Origin of the sequence: Lentibacillus sp. CBA3610, from assembly GCF_013373365.1 — a bacterium.
Lineage (GTDB): Bacteria > Bacillota > Bacilli > Bacillales > Amphibacillaceae > Lentibacillus.
This window is the reverse complement of the sequence record NZ_CP035925.1, coordinates 3,517,203-3,533,062: the sequence shown is the minus strand read 5'-3', so window position 1 is coordinate 3,533,062 and position 15,860 is coordinate 3,517,203. Positions and strand designations below refer to the sequence as shown.

Below are 15,860 nucleotides of genomic sequence, written 5' to 3'. Positions count from 1 at the left end.
CATGAAGCTTTATCTTGAGAAACTGCTGACGCATGAAAACCTGACTTTAGAAGAAATGAAAGATGCTGCTGCAACATCATTTGAGGATCACATCAGTGAAAGCGAACTCGCCTCATTCCTGACCGCTTTAAAAGCGAAGGGCGAAACACCTGAAGAAATCGCCGGACTTGCTGACGTTATCCGGGCACAATCCAGTCAAACAACAGACACATTAACAAACGTGATGGATAACTGCGGCACCGGCGGGGATGGCTCACATAGTTTCAACATCAGCACAACGGCAGCGTTTGTCCTTGCGGGTGCCGGTGTTAAAGTTGCCAAACACGGGAATCGCAGCGTTTCCAGCAAGACAGGAAGTGCTGATGTGCTGGAGCATTTGGGCATCTCATTATCTTTTTCAAAAAAACATGTGGAGAAAATGATTCAGGAAAATAATATCGCCTTTCTCTTTGCGCCGCATGTACTTCCCGGAATGAAGCGGTTCATGACCGTCCGGAAAAATTTAGGCATCCCAACCATTTTTAATCTGATTGGTCCACTGACAAACCCGGTCAATCTTGACACACAGCTATTGGGATCTTATCGCCGGGATATGCTGCCAGTACTTGCTGAAACATTGCATCAGCTCGGACGAAAGCGCGCACTGGTCATCAACGGCCCGGATTATATGGATGAAGCGTCACTTGCCGGCGAAAACCATATTTCCCTGTTGGAGGAAGGAAAAGTCACGTCCTTTACCCTTCATCCGTCTGAAGTTGACTTACCGGTGTATGACAACGACGAAATCCGGGGTGGCGACGCAAAAGATAATGCCACTATATTGCTGGATGTCTTAAACGGCAAGAAAAGCCCTTATTACGATACCGTCCTGCTGAATGCCGGACTTGGCTTATTTGCGAACGGGGCAGCAACGTCGATTAAGGACGCCATCCAAAAGGGTGAAGAAAGCATTCAAAGCGGTGCAGCCATGGAAAAATTGCAGCGTTTGGTCGATTACAGCAGCGAAATCACAAGTGAGGCGATATAACATGACTATTTTAGATAAAATTGTCCAGCAAAAGCAAAAAGAAGTTGAACAACTGAATAAACAGCCGGTCCCTGACGCTCCAGTGGCAGCCGTTAAAGCACCATCCATTGCCCAAACTTTTCATAATACGGATCGCATGAACATTATAGCAGAGATCAAACGGGCCTCCCCCTCTAAAGGGTCAATCGACCTCGATGTTGATCCAGTCAGTCAGGCAAAATTATATGCAGCAAACGGCGCCGGAGCTATATCGGTACTGACCGATGAAACGTTTTTTAAAGGATCAATGAATGACCTGCGTGCCGTTCGTGAAGCGGTAGATGTCCCGCTGCTCTGTAAAGACTTTTTCATAGATGAGCTACAAATTGACCATGCCAAATCGGCGGGAGCATCAATCATTCTATTAATCGTCGCAGCTATCTCGTCATCCAGGTTGCGTGAACTTTACGCATATGCAAAAGAGCAGGTGCTTGATGTCCTTTGTGAAGTTCATGATGACGATGAAATGATAACGGCTCTGGATTTAGGGGCTGATATTATCGGCATCAATAACCGGAACTTGAAAACATTTGAAGTCGATTTGAACACAACCAGATTGCTGGCATCTATGGTTACAAATCCCGACACCATTCTGATCAGCGAAAGTGGAATGAAAACGCGGGAAAATGTCGCTTTCGCTGCCAGAAACGGTGCAAGCGCCGTTCTTGTCGGTGAAACACTAATGCGTGCTGACGACTTGTCGCAAACAATCAGCGAGCTAAAAATCCCGTTGGCGGAAGGAGTTCGGTCCAATGTACGTTAAAATCTGCGGCATGACTACCACTGAAGCAGCACAGGAGGCTGCAAAGGCCGGCGCGGATTTCATCGGGTTTGTCTTTGCACCAAGCAAACGTCAATTGACACCGGAAAAAGCAGCTGCCATCAGCAGATATATTCCGTCATCAGTCAAAAAAGTCGGTGTATTTGTTAATGACACTAAGGAAGCGATTATACAGACCGCCGAAACAGCAGGGCTCGACATCATCCAGCTGCATGGTGATGAATCAGCGGCTTTTGCCGAATCACTTCCCTACCCTGTCATCAAGGCGTTTCGGATGGGAAAACATGACACATCTGAAATACGGTCTTACCCATGTGACTACTATCTGATCGACAGCCCTAAAGGTCCAAACCGGGGCGGCAATGGGACGACATTTGACTGGTCACAGCTGAATGACGCCGGTCTCGACCCGCAAAAAATGATTCTCGCCGGCGGACTTAATCCTGAAAATGTGCAATCAGCGATTTCGATTGGCAAGCCGGCCGTGGTGGATGTATCGAGCGGCGTTGAAACAGATGGATCAAAAGACCTTGAAAAAATTAATCAATTTATCAAAAATGCAAAAATGAAAGGATAATTCTATGAGCACATACACATTTCCGAGTGCGACAGGAAGATACGGAAACTTCGGCGGACGATTTGTTCCCGAACTATTGATGCCGGCACTGCTTGAACTCGAAGAAGCTTACGACGCAGCCATGAACGACCCTTCTTTTAAAGAGGAACTCGATGATTATTTAAAAAACTATGTCGGTCGGGAAACACCACTTTATTATGCTAAAAATTTGACTGATCAACTGGGCGGCCCTTCGATTTACCTGAAGCGTGAAGACTTGAATCATACCGGTGCCCACAAAATTAACAATACGGTTGGTCAGGCACTCTTAACACGCCGGATGGGCAAAAAGAAAGTTGTTGCTGAAACGGGTGCGGGTCAGCACGGTGTGGCAACCGCAACGGTCTGTGCACTGCTTGGGCTGGAATGTGTCATTTTTATGGGTGAAGAAGATATCCGCCGGCAGAAATTGAATGTTTTCCGGATGGAATTGCTTGGCGCCAAGGTTGTCAGTGTCTCACAGGGAAGCGGCACATTGAAAGATGCCGTTAATGAAGCCTTGCGTTACTGGGTCAGTCATGTGGAAGATACACACTATATTATCGGTTCGGTTGTCGGACCGCACCCGTTCCCAAAAATGGTGCGTGATTTTCAATCCGTTATTGGAAAAGAAACAAAACAGCAGCACCAGAAAGAAACCGGGCAACTGCCGGATGCAATTATCGCCTGTATCGGCGGCGGCAGTAATGCAATGGGCATGTTTCACCCCTTTATTGCGGACGAAAATGTGGACATCTATGGCGTGGAAGCCGGCGGGAGCGGCATCGAAACACAAAAGCATGCCGCAACACTAACGGCCGGCAGTATCGGTATTTTGCATGGAACGATGACACATTTGCTGCAGGATGAGCATGGTCAGATTGAAGAAGCCCATTCAATTTCTGCAGGCCTTGATTACCCAGGCGTCGGCCCTGAGCACAGCCACCTTCATGAATCAAACCGGGTGACCTATACATCTGTCACGGATCAGGAAGCTATTGATGCCTTTAAGCTTCTATCGCAAACTGAAGGGATTATTCCTGCCTTGGAAAGTGCTCATGCTGTGGCGTATGTGGTGCAGTTGGCTAAGAAAATGGATCAAACAGAATCATTGGTGATTTGCTTATCCGGCCGCGGTGATAAAGATGTTGAATCGGTTAAAGATGTATTGGGAGGGGATGTCGATGCGTAATCAATTTTTGGATCAAGCGCTGGAAAACAAACGATCAGCAGGTGAAAACATTATCGTCCCATACATTATGGCCGGTGATGGCGGACTCGATATCCTCGAAGAACGGCTCAGCTTTCTTGAAGAATGCGGAGCGGCGGCTGTTGAACTCGGTATCCCTTTCTCAGACCCGGTGGCAGATGGCCCAACCATTCAGAATGCCGGCGAGCGGGCATTGCAAAATGGTACGACACTTCAAAGTATTCTGGAGGCACTGGAAAGTTTTAAAGAAAAACGGTCAATTCCGGTTATTTTGATGACTTATTTAAACCCAATCTTCACGTTTGGACCGGGAAAGTTTGCAGCAGCTTGTGCAAATGCCGGGGTGAATGGTGTCATCACCCCAGATTTGCCATTGGAAGAAGAAGCGCTGGTTACGGACGTTCTTGAACGTTATGCCATTTCCAGTATTCGACTGGCTGCCATGACAAGCCCGGATGAGCGGCTTACCGATATCGCTCATCGTACAGAAGGTTTCCTTTATGCCGTGTCGGTCAAAGGTACAACCGGTGCTCGCGCGACGCACAGTGATAATGTCCATACCTATCTGCAAAATTTAAAACAAATGACGACGACTCCTGTGTTAGCAGGTTTCGGCGTTTCAGCACCTGAACAGGCGCGTGAACTGAGTACCAGTTGTGACGGTGCTGTTATCGGAAGCAGAATCGTCGACTGGTTTCATAAAGGTCAAACTGAGGATATCAAACAGCTTATTCAAGGCAGTATCTAAACTTCGCTGTCACTTGCCGGCATTTCACCGGCAAGTGACAGCTGCTTCTATTTCCCCTGCCTTTTCCTGGCTTTATCATATTCCTCTTCAGTAATCTCACCCTTTTCATAGCGCTCCTTCATGATCTCCAGTGAGGTTTGCCGCCGGTCGCTTTTACCGGCATTAAACCGATAAAGGATAATGATGATCATGACCAAAACAATGATACCCAAACCTAATCTGATATAACCTTCCACTGTCATGAGATCACCTCCATTACTACTATTCCCTGTACCTCCCAATTTAAGCACAAGAAAATTTCCAGTCAAATCCATTGCACTCATAAAAAATTTGTATTATTATTTTCAATGGACTTAAAAGTTGCATGTATTTTGCTGGTGTGGCACAGTTGGCAGCGCGGCTCACTCGTAATGAGCAGGTCGGAGGTTCGAGTCCTCTCACCAGCACCATTCCATTATATGGAGGAGTACCCAAGCCCGGCTGAAGGGGACGCACTCGAAATGCGTTAGGGGTTAACGCCCGCGTGGGTTCGAATCCCACCTCCTCCGTTTTTATATACTGACCTGGAAACTGTCGTCACGCTGACGGCGGTTTCTTTTTTTATAACAAGGGAAAATACGTCAGATCACAACTTGCACTTCGGGAAGGACGGATTGTCTTGAAGATACACAGATTTAAACACACCTGGACATGTCGACGCCTTTATTGCCAATCATCAATGGGCTTTAAAAATTTATTCCAGTCCAAGGTTTTTCATCGTTGCGCTTAGAGGGCTTTCGAACGTGACGGGGCTTCTCTCGATGGATTCACCATTCATGAAGAACATTTTGAACGTGACTGGGCCTCTCTCGATTGGATTCACCATTCATGAAACACATTTCGAACGTGACGGAGCCTCTCTCGATTGGATGCACCATTTATGAAGAGCACTTTGAACGTGACGGGGCCTCTCTCGATTGGACTCACCATTCATAAAGAACATTTTAAACGTGACAGGGCCTCTCTCGATTGGATTCACCATTTATGAAGAGCACTTTGAACGTGACGGGGCCTCTCTCGATTGGAAGTCACCATTCATGAAGAACATTTTAAACGTGACAGGGCCTCTCTCGATTGGATTCACCATTCATGAAGAACATTTTGAACGTGACGGGGCCTCTCTCGATTGGATTCACCATCCATGAAGCACATTTTGAACGTGACGAGCCTCTCTCGATTGGATTCACCATTCATGAAGAACATTTTGAACGTGACAGGGCCTCTCTCGATGGAAGTCACCATTCTTGAAACACATTTGAACGTGAACCGACCCCCGCCCCTGTCCCATAGATATCTTTCTCTCAGGCGCCTCTCATAGGATGATAGTCTATCGCCAGCACATTTTCCCCAAAAATCATAGACAACAATACAATCAAATGCTGTCATAAGCCATAGGATACACTAAAGCTTAAAGAAAGCGGGTGATATAACATGGCTGATAACACATCCAAACACAATGCGATCCCCGAGAAAGTCGTCAAAGTCATGATTGATGATATATTTCGAAAAAACAATGTAAACCCTGAAGAAGTTAAAAACAATGTATCGAATGAACAGAGACAAATGCTAAAAGATATGGTTGAGGACCTGAGAGAACAGGTGGAGCAGTTTAATAACGGGGAAAAAAATAAAACGAAAACAGATGAATAGGAGTCTATTAAAGAAAACACCCATCTCATAGGTGTTTTCTTTAATTTTTGCTAAAAAACGATAATCTAGTGAATGCGTGCAATCTGATTAGTAGGAACAACCATAGATTAATATTAACTAAGGAAAGGAGTGTTAATATGAGATCAGATAAGCGGCACGGTACTATGAACCCTTACGGCAATAAAAGCAAATACTTTTATCTGAGAGATAAACGTAAACACGGTCATCAACATTGCTGTCAGGATTGCGGAACGGTTGACTGTTCACCTGACCGGAACCAATGTGACAAGTGCAGAGATAAACACAAACACGAACATCAACACCGCTGTCAAGTTTGCGGAACCACCGATTGTTCCCCAGACCACAATCGATGCGACAAATGTCAGAATAAACACAAGCATGACCATCATCATAAGCATGATCAATTCGAAATGATCGAAGTTGATCCCGACTCAACCATGTCACAAACTGACGGTCAATATTCTTTTATGGACCAGGAATCAGCTGAATTGATTTGGGTGAAAGAATCCTGTGATATCACCATTGATTCAAGAGACACACAAATCGGGGTTTCGCTTCAGGCAAGTTTGCAGTTGGCAATAGCCTTAGTGCTGAATATTGCCATTGCAGATTCAAACAGAAGTGAAGCCATATCACAAGACCTCATGCAGTCGTTTAATTCCGATCAAATCAATAAACAAAAAATCTTTATCTACAACACCAAGGACGCTACAGTAACCACCAGAGATACTGATCTGGCCATCAATATTCAGGTTCTATTGCAACTGCTGATAACCTTGGTTGTCATGGTTGATATCTTATAAACTATGGAAAGGAGTTGGGAAACGTGAGTCATATGACTAAAACGAAATGGCGTGCACTGGATCATTGTGATGACAATACTAGAGACCAGAGTGATGCAGCTGTTGTTCAGAATGCAGATCAATCTGTATACAACCAGCAGGTATCAGATGAATGGATTATCATTAAAGACTCCCAAGACGTCGATGTATCAACGACCGACAGGCAGGCAGCCGTCTCCTTGCAGCTCGGCATTGAAGCAGCCATTACAGCCGTCATTAACATCGCTATTGCCGACGGAACACAATCAGACGGTGTTACGCAAGACCTCAGACAAATGTCCAAGACGAGACAAGGCAACCGTCAAAAGACCATTGTCGAACAGTCAAGAGATATTGAGATCACCACAACTGATACAGATGTAGCTATTAATATCCAATTGTTATTCCAGGTTCTTGCCGCCATTGTCGCCGCACTCGATATTCTCTAATGAAATAAAGCAACATTCCGGGGAAAAAGAATCGATTAGACAAAACTACTAAATTGGCAAACTTCCAGAATTCCCTGCATTATCTCACTATCCCCGGAAAAATACTTTATTTAAAAGTATTCTATAGCATTCCCAGCTGGAACTGGGAGAGAGAGCTAAATATCTATAATGAAAGGAAGGAATGGAAAATGCCTAACCTGACAAACCGCCAGCAAAATCTATTGCAACTGGCCAACCAGTTATCTCAAAATTTAGTTAATAACAATACCGGCACGGCTAATAACGTCGGTCTAAATAAAAATGTTTCCCTTGATTTACCGGGAATAGATTTCGACGCCGGATTGAATTTAGGACTTGGAAGTGACGACAGAACAGGCGCACCTGCAGACCCTCCACCAACCACTCCCACAACTCTCAGGGATGTCTTATTGGGGTTAGTAAACGAACAAGTGGAAGTCACCACCCCTTTTGGCCCGGTAACCGGGACATTGATCGCTGTACGAGATGACTATGTCGTATTAGTTGAAACCGATGGAGCACAAGCGCTTGTCCCATTCGAAAACATTGAACTGGTCAGTGAATTATAAAGGAGGGATTCAGATGTTTCAAGATACGTTTGCTGCTGAAATGGCCACACGAGTTGGTTCACGAGTTGAAGTAGCTACCGACAACAATTTGGTAGAAGGTATCCTCTCCACTGTTACCACTAACTTGGTTCTGGTTATTGAGGTTGATACTGGTTATGGGGACAATACCAATCTATACTTGTCAGTCGACTCCATCAACTTTGTCCGTTTCCCTGCTGCAGCAGCTTAGAACTCACGGACGAATACCCTGGCTCATACAGCCGGGGTATTTTCTTTTAGATTCTACTAAAAAAATTGCTGTTTTTGACACAAGTCCATAAGGTGAAAGGTTATTGAGAAGTCTTTTCAAAACCCAATGCCTATCGGGTCTGAACTATATCCTGGAAAGACGAGTCCAAAGCCGGAACATTAATTAAAACAAATCATCCCCACATAAACCTCTGTGGGGATGATTTTCTGCTTGATCTCATTTTAAGAAATAACCGGACATACAAATAGCTAATGAAGCACAGCAATTGAATGTGCAATCTGATTGGCAATCATAAGTGCCTGTTTGCCATTCTCGCCGGAAACTGAAGGCTCTGTACCGGATTCAACACATTCCAGAAAATCCAATAATTGAAGGCTTAACGGCTGTATCGAATTTTCAACCTGAATGGTTTCAGTTAACGGCACCGGATGATTTCTTGTTTTCTCAAGAAAAGCACGCGTTATTCTGATTTGATGACTTAGTAAATCCGCTTCAAAAAATGCATCCTCTGTCAGGATTTGAATGGTCCGGATTTTTCTGCCTGACATCGAACTCGCCGTGAGCTGTGCTGTAGTTCCCTGTGAGGTCCTTGTAACGGCCGCCGCATGCTTTGGCGTACCATCAATGATTTTTCCAAGCGCGAAAAACGTCATACCGTTATCCTGAAGCAGCTCATTTAAAATATAAATATCGTGAATCATTAAATCTTTCACAACATCAACATGCTTAAGTTTAGGATCAGCCGGACTTATTCGGTGAAAGGCAGCACCAATAATCGTTTCATTCGTCAGCATGTTTATGAGGACCTGAATCAATGGATTATAAAGCTCAATATGCCCTGGCTGGAATGTCACATTTGCCTTTCGAGCTTTGTCAATCAGATCATCTGCCTGTAAGACAGTAGTGGTTATCGGTTTTTCCATCAGCATGTGAACATTGTGTCTGATACAGGCCAATCCGATCTCATAATGAAATTCAGTCGGTACTGCAATACTCACAGCATCGACCGACTTAAGAAGGTCATCGACTGATTGAAACGGTTTAACGTTATATTTTTTAGCAATCTGATGCCTTTTTTGTTCATCTTCATCATATATACCTATAAACTGGCAATGGTCATCCATCGATAAATACGTTCGCACATGATTTTCTCCCATATTGCCTGTTCCAATCACACCGACTTTCATAGAATATCTCCTCACTCTAATAAATACTAATTCAGTATATGCACCAGTTTTTTCATGAGGTAGACTACCATAACAATCCAATCAAAATTGGCCTTTGTCCTGACTAAGACTTCAGTAGAACAGGAGGGTAAACTTGATTCACGTTCTGTTTATTTCAGACGATACATCCGGACAATTAAATAAAAACTTTTACTTTCTGGAACAGGAACTGTCCAAAGGTATAAATTTAACAGTGTGGCGAAAGCCGGGGCATATCAGCTATATTTTAAAACAATTGCCAAGCCGGCCGGATTTTATATTACTTTTAAATGATATGGAACATCACTTATCTCCCTTGATTAAAGGATTGGCTCATACCGATATTCCTACAGGTTTATTTATTAATGACATACACCGATTAACTAAACTCAGAAAAAACTATATTGAAAAGAATAAAATTGATTATCTGTTCACTGCTGTCCGGGACACATTCACAGCCACCTATCCGGAATTTGCAGCAAAAATGGAATGGCTCCCCCACTTCGTCAACACGAATCTCTATAAAGACTATGGGCTGACGAAAGAAATTGATTTATTAATGATGGGAGCGGTTAACGCTATTTATCCATTAAGGCAAACAATCCGCAATGCTTATAAAGATGATAGTCATTTCGTCTATCACAGCCACCCGGGGTATCGCAAGTTCACAGAAACAGAAGGAAAGCAGCAGATGATTGGGCAAACATATGCCGAGGAACTTAACCGGGCCAGAATCTTTTTTACCAGTCCATCCATACTGCATTACCCTGTTATTAAATATTTCGAAGCGCTTGCCTGTCGCACCCTCCTTTTGGCGCCAACATTCAAAGAATTGGAAGATTTAGGCTTTGTCCCCGATTTTCATTTTGTTCCGATAAATGAACACAACTTTAAAGAAAAAGCCGCATATTATTTAGCACATGAAACAGAAAGACAGAAAATCGCCGATCAGGGGTATCGCTTTATCCACGCAACGCATACCCTTCAGAAGCGGACAGAGCAGCTTATCAAGCGAATTAAACAGATCGCTGAAAAATAGGAGGGATTCATTTGTCTGCCATTCCCGAAACAGCACAGATTGGAAAGCATGTCGTTATTGAAGAGGATGTTGTGATAGGGGAAAATGTGACAATCGGTCATAACACAACAATCCTGGAAGGGACACAAATTGGTCATAATGTCACAATTGGAAATCATTGTGTCCTGGGCATCCAGCCAGCTGTCAATGAGCGGATGCGCAACTCGACCAACAAGGTTGACCGGCTTGTGATCCAGTCGCATACAACAATCGGTCAATTGGTCTCCATCTATGCCGGTACAATCATCGGTCAAAACGTATTTATCGGTGACCACGCAAGTATCAGGGAAAATGTTTCAGTTGATGAGAAATCAGTCGTAGGAAGAGCAGCGATTGTCGAATTGAACAGTACCATCGGAAAATCCTGCACCATTCAGACATTGGCATATGTAACGGGTGATACAACATTGGAGGATAATGTATTTATCGGGCCATGTGTATCCATGTCAAATGATAAGTATATGGGTGCTGAAAGCTATAACTTGAAAGGACCTTATATTAAGAAGGGAGCAAAAATCGGAAACAATGCTTCACTGCTGCCTGGCGTGACAATTGGCCGCAATAGCATCATCGGAGCCGGAGCTGCTGTTACAAAGGATATAAGTAATGACATAACAGCTGCAGGGGTTCCTGCGAAGAAACTTCAGCCTTAATCTTAAGTTACTCACCAGAACAGAACGAAAGCGATGGATCGTCATCCATTGCTATTTGACAAGTTAAGAAAGCATCATTTCAGGGGTGGTTTTCAATCTTGAAATCGGCAAATTCGCCGATTTCTTCAAAGCTGACTTCCGCCATCTGACCTCTGGAAAGACGAGTCGACATCCGAGTTTTTCTTACCGGACATTCCAACACGGAAACAAACACGAAAGGTGGATCGTAATGGCCAAAAAAGTCTGCATGGTTGTTGCCCATCATCCGTTTTTAGACGCAAGGATTTTTAAAAAGGAAGCAAAAAGCCTGCTGAAAAAGGGATACCGTGTCACGATGATTGTGCCAAGAAGAAATGGCCGTCTGTTTGATATTGATGGTAACCCTTTTACGAAACAATACCGGAACAAAGTGTTTACCTATGAAGGTATAAAAATTGTGGCTTACGATTACGAGAAATGCGAAAGAGCATTAAGTCACGTTTTAAGCCCCGAAAGAGTCTGGGGGAATCAAGGGTTCAATAACCCTTTGACACAGCTTGCCGTTCAGGAGAAGGCTGACATTTATCATACCCATGAGTACCTTTCCCTTTTTGCGGGTGTCGGCATTAAACGGCAAATGAAGCAGAAGAAGGGAAAAGATGTCAAATTAATCTATGACAGCCACGAATTGACACCGGACCCTTTAGACCCTAAATACCCGGAGGAAAGAAGAAATCTATTAAAACAAAAACTGCTTACAATGCTCGATGAAGTCGATCATGTTATTACAGTATCCGATTCAATTAAATCATGGTATTTATCCCATAAACCACATCTGCCTGTTGACGTCATCTATAATGCGCCCCCGCTCGCCAAAGACTATAAACCAAAATGGTATAACGCCAATAAATTGACAGTCGGTTATGAAGGAAATGTCGATACGCAAAAAGGATTCAAGGAAAAAATGATCGGCATTTCAGAATTATGCTCAGAGGAGGTCGATTTTCAATTCAAGGTAATTGGCGGAAATAGGTATGGTCTCCCCATTGACATACCGGATCACCTCGATCGTCACATAACATCAACCGGGTGGGTCGATTATCACACCATACCACAGCATATGAATGAAATTGATATCGGCCTCGTTGACATGGAAAATGTTGAACAGTCGCTTAACCAGAACTACGCATTGCCGAATAAATTTTTCAGCTATTTGAATAACGGTATACCTGTTGTTGTCAATAAATGTAAAGATATGGAATTATTCATCAACCGGCATCATTGCGGCCTTGTACTCAACAAAACGAATGCAAACGCAGAGGACTTCGCAGAGGCACTGCTTTCACTTCACCAAAACAAACGCAAAATGCAGCAAATGAGCAGAAACAGTCGACTCGTCATGGAAAAATTCTACTCATGGGAAAACATGGAGAAACGATTGTTCGATGTTTACCGGTCATTGTGAGGTAACGATTGGAGGTGAAATTTATGGATTCTAATTCAGTTCATACCATTAAAGTAACACTGCATGATGAATTAGAAGGAAACGGTAAGCGAATAGACGATGAATTATATATACCAATATCGTTAATCGAAAAGGGATGCCATCTCGAACAACAATGGAACGAAAAAACACAAACATTAGGACTAAAACTGACAAATGCAAACGTTTTTGATATCACTCATTACGATAGTAAAGGAAATTATTTGCATTACGATAAGATTAAGGTTGAAAACTGGCATGTAACGTTCACCCCTGAAGGAATTCCCAAAACAATTTATCCACATGGTGCTTATTTTAACCCATCCACGATCGCTCAATATGGCTTGCAGCATTACAGTCTTTATTTGAAGACCAATGACGTATCGAGTAAAAATAAATTCCTGAGGGTCGCTGATTGGTTCGTAAATCACCAGGACTCCCGCGGTGGGTGGGCCTATCAATTTGACCATGACTTCTTTCCGAAAAGGCTGAATAAACTTAAAGGCCCCTGGTATTCAGCTATTGGCCTTGGCATGGCCATGTCGGTACTATCCAGAGCTTTTTACCTGACAAAAAACAGGAAGTACCGTTCTTACGCTTTACAGGCCAAAATGCTATTTAAAACCCCTTCTGCCGGAAATGGTGTACTGGCTAAATTCGAAAGCAACTACTTATTCTATGAAGAGTGCCCGACAGATCCGCCAAGCTACGTTTTAAATGGCTTCATGTTTTCATTAATCGGATTATATGATTTATTCAAAGCAACAAATAATAACGAGGCCAAATGGCTGTATGACAGAGGAATCGTTACGTTAAAAAGAATGCTCCCGCTTTACGACCTGGGGAATCGTACAGCATACGATCTGACACATTATACAACAAATGGCGGCTACCCGAATGTTGCCACATGGGGATACCATATTGGCCATATTCATTTGCTGGCCGCTTTGAATTCGATTGAAAACGATCCAAACATGAACGAAACTCTAACAAGATGGAAAGGCTACCTAAAAGGAAAAGTATGCTAACATTGGAAAGACTCGGAATCAACCTCGTCTTTCCAGAGGTCAGATGCCGGAAGTCAGACTTGAAGAAATCGGCGAATTTGCCGATTTCAGGATTGAAAAAATGATATCCTTTCTTAGCTTTTTAAAACAGGCTGAGGTGGGTGTAACCCATCTCAGCCTGTTTTAATTTTCCGCATCGCCATTTATTAATATCCCGGCAATTTGCTGCGCAGCGTTGCCATCTCCAAAAATCGGCGGCGATTCCTCAGGTGTATGACATGTCATGACCTTATCCGCAATTTGCTCTTTATTAGCACCTGCTAAGCGGTTCCAGCCTGTTTTCACCGTTTCCATCCATTCCGTTTCATCCCTGAGCGTAATACAAGGAACCTGGAGCATATAGGCTTCTTTCTGCAATCCCCCGGAATCGGTTAGAATGACATTGGCATTGGAAGCAATGGTCAGCGTATCAAAGTAACTTAACGGCTCCACCATTTTAATATGGGACGTATCGATGATATCATTTAATTTAAACTCATCGATTTTACGCTTTGTCCTCGGATGCGATGGCAGGACTGTCCTCTTTTTGAGTTGCATGAGGCCTTCAAGAATAGCTTTCAGGCGATTGGGATCATCCGTGTTTTCCGCACGATGAATGGTCGCCAGATAATAGTTATTTTCTGACAGTGACAGTTCCTGCAAAATGGTGGATTGCTGCCCGGCAAATGATTTAAAGTGGCGAACGGCATCATACATAATATCACCCGTTACAAAAACCTGCTTCTCCATTCCCTCGCGCTTCAAGTTTTCGGCGGCACTACGGGAAGGACAGAATAACCAGTCAGAAAGATGATCCGTCACCACCCGATTTATCTCCTCAGGCATTTTTCTATTGAAACTGCGCAGGCCGGATTCGATATGGGCAATCGGGGTATGAAGCTTTGATGCTGCCAGGCTTCCGGCAAGTGTGGAATTCGTATCGCCATACACCACGACCATATCCGGATTAACGGCGGTCATTATTTTTTCCAGTTCCATTAGCATTTTTCCGGTTTGCAAGGCGTGAGTCCCGGACCCGATTCCCAAATAATAATCCGGCTTGGGGAGCTTCAGCTGCTCGAAAAAAACATCAGACATGCTGGCGTCATAATGCTGTCCCGTATGAACGATGATTTCGTTTACTTCAGGATATGATTTCAAGGCTCTTGACAGCATACATGCCTTAATAAATTGAGGCCTGGCTCCAATGACCGTTAATACGTTCATACGCCCTCCTCTTCCTTCACAGCTTTCACCCAATTGACTGTATTTTGAATGCCCTCTTTAAAAGGTGTCTTATCCCATTGGCCAATCAGAGTGTGTAATTTTTTGACTGTTCCCCTGTGACTCATAACATCTGCTGTTCGCACAGGTTTTTTTAAGGTTTCTCCCTGGTAGTTCATAACGTTTTCGATTGATTCAATAACATATTGAATTGATAATTGCTGATCTGTGGAGATATTGACACTCTCACCAGGCGAGACAAACGGAAAAACATTTAATGCCATCTCAGCTGTATCTTCCACGTAAACATAATCTCTTGTTTGCTTGCCGTCCCCATGGATTTCCGGTTGTTCATTCTCAAGAATTTTATTGATCGTCAGCGGAATAACACCGGCCATTGGTCCAGCAAAATTCTGCCTCGGTCCGTAATTATTAAAAGGCCGGATAATAAAGGCGTCCAGATCAAACATGTTCACATACGTTTGCAGCATTAAATCCGCCGCAGCTTTCCCGGCTGCATAAGGTGTCTCAGGATCAAGCGGGTGTCCCTCGTCCATGGGCTCGTACTGGGCAGAACCGTATGCTTCAGATGAGGAAACGTGGCATAGTGTTTGAAATTTCTTTTGCCGCTGACATTCCAATAAATTTTTTAATACCAGGACATTTGTCAGAAACGTATTGGAAGGATTGATAAATGAATAATTCAGTGGTTTTGTGGCGCAGTTGAAAACAATGTCAATCGCGTGATTTTCGATGATATACCCAAGTGCTTCCTGATTTTCCGCATCATCCACATAAAGAATCGCACCATTGTTCAAGGCCTTTTTGATATTCGCTTTTTTCCCGATAAAGAGGCTATCAATAATGACGACCTGATTTGCCCCTTCTGCTATTAATCTGTCTGCCAGATGACTTCCAATAAAGCCGGCTCCCCCTATAACCAATACATTGCTATTTACAATTGACTGTCGCAAT

At 43.7% G+C, this 15,860-nt stretch carries 20 protein-coding genes and 2 tRNA genes; 17 read left to right on the top strand and 5 right to left on the bottom strand.

Annotation, left to right across the window (positions count from 1 at the left end):
* Position 1 precedes the first annotated feature (1 nt).
* Genes trpD through trpA form a run of 5 tightly spaced genes read left to right on the top strand, consistent with a single transcriptional unit; the run spans position 2 to position 4,400 of the window.
* Positions 2 to 1,027 (top strand): anthranilate phosphoribosyltransferase, encoded by a 1,026-nt coding sequence (gene trpD, locus Len3610_RS17585; RefSeq protein WP_176449089.1) that lies wholly within the window; start codon positions 2 to 4, stop codon positions 1,025 to 1,027.
* Position 1,028: 1 nt separating this feature from the next.
* Complete coding sequence (gene trpC / locus Len3610_RS17580; protein ID WP_176449088.1) at positions 1,029 to 1,829, top strand: indole-3-glycerol phosphate synthase TrpC; 801 nt, start codon at positions 1,029 to 1,031, stop codon at positions 1,827 to 1,829.
* Positions 1,819 to 2,424: a phosphoribosylanthranilate isomerase gene (locus tag Len3610_RS17575; protein ID WP_176449087.1), complete on the top strand. Its 606-nt coding sequence runs from the start codon at positions 1,819 to 1,821 to the stop codon at positions 2,422 to 2,424. The genes trpC and Len3610_RS17575 overlap by 11 nt, the downstream gene beginning before the upstream one ends.
* A gap of 4 nt (positions 2,425 to 2,428) precedes the next feature.
* Complete coding sequence (gene trpB / locus Len3610_RS17570) at positions 2,429 to 3,634, top strand: tryptophan synthase subunit beta (RefSeq protein ID WP_176449086.1); 1,206 nt, start codon at positions 2,429 to 2,431, stop codon at positions 3,632 to 3,634.
* Positions 3,627 to 4,400, top strand: a complete 774-nt coding sequence (gene trpA / locus Len3610_RS17565; protein ID WP_176449085.1) for a tryptophan synthase subunit alpha — start codon at positions 3,627 to 3,629, stop codon at positions 4,398 to 4,400. Before trpB ends, trpA begins: the two co-directional genes overlap by 8 nt.
* 47 nt (positions 4,401 to 4,447) lie before the next feature.
* Here the strand turns inward: trpA and Len3610_RS17560 are convergent, their stop codons facing one another.
* Positions 4,448 to 4,642 (bottom strand): SHOCT domain-containing protein, encoded by a 195-nt coding sequence (locus Len3610_RS17560; protein ID WP_255259674.1) that lies wholly within the window; start codon positions 4,640 to 4,642, stop codon positions 4,448 to 4,450.
* Positions 4,643 to 4,773: 131 nt separating this feature from the next.
* Between Len3610_RS17560 and Len3610_RS17555 the strand changes: the two genes are divergently transcribed.
* The 4 genes from Len3610_RS17555 to Len3610_RS17540 all read left to right on the top strand — a co-directional run bounded on the left by Len3610_RS17555 (position 4,774) and on the right by Len3610_RS17540 (position 6,089).
* Positions 4,774 to 4,849 (top strand) — tRNA-Thr (locus tag Len3610_RS17555).
* 11 nt (positions 4,850 to 4,860) lie between these two features.
* Positions 4,861 to 4,948 (top strand) — tRNA-Ser (locus tag Len3610_RS17550).
* Between the two features lie 408 nt (positions 4,949 to 5,356).
* Entirely contained in the window at positions 5,357 to 5,584 is a 228-nt protein-coding gene (locus Len3610_RS17545) for a hypothetical protein (protein ID WP_176449084.1), read from the top strand.
* A 286-nt stretch (positions 5,585 to 5,870) separates the two neighbouring features.
* Complete coding sequence (locus tag Len3610_RS17540) at positions 5,871 to 6,089, top strand: spore coat protein (protein ID WP_176449083.1); 219 nt, start codon at positions 5,871 to 5,873, stop codon at positions 6,087 to 6,089.
* A 263-nt stretch (positions 6,090 to 6,352) separates the two neighbouring features.
* Here Len3610_RS17540 and Len3610_RS17535 read toward each other — a convergent pair whose 3' ends face one another.
* The gene (locus Len3610_RS17535) at positions 6,353 to 6,490 is read right to left on the bottom strand and encodes a hypothetical protein (RefSeq protein ID WP_176449082.1); all 138 of its coding nucleotides are present in this window, start codon (positions 6,488 to 6,490) and stop codon (positions 6,353 to 6,355) included.
* A 30-nt stretch (positions 6,491 to 6,520) separates the two neighbouring features.
* Here Len3610_RS17535 and Len3610_RS17530 point away from each other — a divergent pair, with 30 nt between their 5' ends.
* The 4 genes from Len3610_RS17530 (at position 6,521) to Len3610_RS17515 (ending at position 8,196) form a co-directional block, all read left to right on the top strand.
* A complete protein-coding gene (locus Len3610_RS17530) occupies positions 6,521 to 6,913 on the top strand; it encodes a spore coat protein (protein ID WP_176449081.1) in 393 nt (130 codons plus the stop codon).
* 32 nt (positions 6,914 to 6,945) lie between these two features.
* Complete coding sequence (locus Len3610_RS17525) at positions 6,946 to 7,380, top strand: spore coat protein (RefSeq protein WP_176449733.1); 435 nt, start codon at positions 6,946 to 6,948, stop codon at positions 7,378 to 7,380.
* 188 nt (positions 7,381 to 7,568) lie between these two features.
* Positions 7,569 to 7,967 carry an LSm family protein gene (locus Len3610_RS17520; RefSeq protein WP_176449080.1) on the top strand — a complete coding sequence of 133 codons (399 nt, stop codon included), beginning with the start codon at positions 7,569 to 7,571 and terminating at the stop codon, positions 7,965 to 7,967.
* A gap of 13 nt (positions 7,968 to 7,980) precedes the next feature.
* The gene (locus tag Len3610_RS17515) at positions 7,981 to 8,196 is read left to right on the top strand and encodes a hypothetical protein (protein WP_176449079.1); all 216 of its coding nucleotides are present in this window, start codon (positions 7,981 to 7,983) and stop codon (positions 8,194 to 8,196) included.
* 269 nt (positions 8,197 to 8,465) lie between these two features.
* Here the strand turns inward: Len3610_RS17515 and Len3610_RS17510 are convergent, their stop codons facing one another.
* On the bottom strand, positions 8,466 to 9,404 hold the full coding sequence (locus Len3610_RS17510; protein WP_176449078.1) for a Gfo/Idh/MocA family protein: 939 nt from the start codon (positions 9,402 to 9,404) through the stop codon (positions 8,466 to 8,468).
* Between the two features lie 133 nt (positions 9,405 to 9,537).
* Between Len3610_RS17510 and Len3610_RS17505 the strand changes: the two genes are divergently transcribed.
* The 4 genes from Len3610_RS17505 (at position 9,538) to Len3610_RS17490 (ending at position 13,643) form a co-directional block, all read left to right on the top strand.
* On the top strand, positions 9,538 to 10,461 hold the full coding sequence (locus Len3610_RS17505; RefSeq protein ID WP_176449077.1) for a glycosyltransferase: 924 nt from the start codon (positions 9,538 to 9,540) through the stop codon (positions 10,459 to 10,461).
* An 11-nt stretch (positions 10,462 to 10,472) separates the two neighbouring features.
* Positions 10,473 to 11,153 carry an N-acetyltransferase gene (locus Len3610_RS17500; RefSeq protein WP_176449076.1) on the top strand — a complete coding sequence of 227 codons (681 nt, stop codon included), beginning with the start codon at positions 10,473 to 10,475 and terminating at the stop codon, positions 11,151 to 11,153.
* A 229-nt stretch (positions 11,154 to 11,382) separates the two neighbouring features.
* On the top strand, positions 11,383 to 12,597 hold the full coding sequence (locus Len3610_RS17495) for a glycosyltransferase (RefSeq protein WP_176449075.1): 1,215 nt from the start codon (positions 11,383 to 11,385) through the stop codon (positions 12,595 to 12,597).
* A 23-nt stretch (positions 12,598 to 12,620) separates the two neighbouring features.
* Positions 12,621 to 13,643: a D-glucuronyl C5-epimerase family protein gene (locus tag Len3610_RS17490; protein WP_176449074.1), complete on the top strand. Its 1,023-nt coding sequence runs from the start codon at positions 12,621 to 12,623 to the stop codon at positions 13,641 to 13,643.
* A gap of 162 nt (positions 13,644 to 13,805) precedes the next feature.
* Here Len3610_RS17490 and wecB read toward each other — a convergent pair whose 3' ends face one another.
* Positions 13,806 to 14,888, bottom strand: coding sequence for a non-hydrolyzing UDP-N-acetylglucosamine 2-epimerase (gene wecB / locus Len3610_RS17485; protein ID WP_176449073.1), 1,083 nt, complete (start codon positions 14,886 to 14,888; stop codon positions 13,806 to 13,808).
* Entirely contained in the window at positions 14,885 to 15,859 is a 975-nt protein-coding gene (locus Len3610_RS17480) for a dTDP-glucose 4,6-dehydratase (protein WP_176449072.1), read from the bottom strand. Before Len3610_RS17480 ends, wecB begins: the two co-directional genes overlap by 4 nt.
* Position 15,860 lies beyond the last annotated feature (1 nt).

Bases quoted from the DNA above. Each gene is read 5' to 3' on its own strand.
- trpA (WP_176449085.1), top strand. From the start codon at position 3,627: ATGCGTAATCAATTTTTGGATCAAGCGCTGGAAAACAAACGATCAGCA.
- Len3610_RS17520 (WP_176449080.1), top strand. From the start codon at position 7,569: ATGCCTAACCTGACAAACCGCCAGCAAAATCTATTGCAACTGGCCAAC.
- Len3610_RS17515 (WP_176449079.1), top strand. From the start codon at position 7,981: ATGTTTCAAGATACGTTTGCTGCTGAAATGGCCACACGAGTTGGTTCA.
- trpD (WP_176449089.1), top strand. From the start codon at position 2: ATGAAGCTTTATCTTGAGAAACTGCTGACGCATGAAAACCTGACTTTA.
- Len3610_RS17510 (WP_176449078.1), bottom strand. From the start codon at position 9,404: ATGAAAGTCGGTGTGATTGGAACAGGCAATATGGGAGAAAATCATGTG.
- Len3610_RS17530 (WP_176449081.1), top strand. From the start codon at position 6,521: ATGATCGAAGTTGATCCCGACTCAACCATGTCACAAACTGACGGTCAA.
- Len3610_RS17490 (WP_176449074.1), top strand. From the start codon at position 12,621: ATGGATTCTAATTCAGTTCATACCATTAAAGTAACACTGCATGATGAA.
- Len3610_RS17560 (WP_255259674.1), bottom strand. From the start codon at position 4,642: ATGACAGTGGAAGGTTATATCAGATTAGGTTTGGGTATCATTGTTTTG.
- Len3610_RS17540 (WP_176449083.1), top strand. From the start codon at position 5,871: ATGGCTGATAACACATCCAAACACAATGCGATCCCCGAGAAAGTCGTC.
- Len3610_RS17495 (WP_176449075.1), top strand. From the start codon at position 11,383: ATGGCCAAAAAAGTCTGCATGGTTGTTGCCCATCATCCGTTTTTAGAC.
- Len3610_RS17575 (WP_176449087.1), top strand. From the start codon at position 1,819: ATGTACGTTAAAATCTGCGGCATGACTACCACTGAAGCAGCACAGGAG.
- Len3610_RS17535 (WP_176449082.1), bottom strand. From the start codon at position 6,490: ATGCTTGTGTTTATTCTGACATTTGTCGCATCGATTGTGGTCTGGGGA.
- trpB (WP_176449086.1), top strand. From the start codon at position 2,429: ATGAGCACATACACATTTCCGAGTGCGACAGGAAGATACGGAAACTTC.
- Len3610_RS17525 (WP_176449733.1), top strand. From the start codon at position 6,946: ATGACTAAAACGAAATGGCGTGCACTGGATCATTGTGATGACAATACT.
- wecB (WP_176449073.1), bottom strand. From the start codon at position 14,888: ATGAACGTATTAACGGTCATTGGAGCCAGGCCTCAATTTATTAAGGCA.
- trpC (WP_176449088.1), top strand. From the start codon at position 1,029: ATGACTATTTTAGATAAAATTGTCCAGCAAAAGCAAAAAGAAGTTGAA.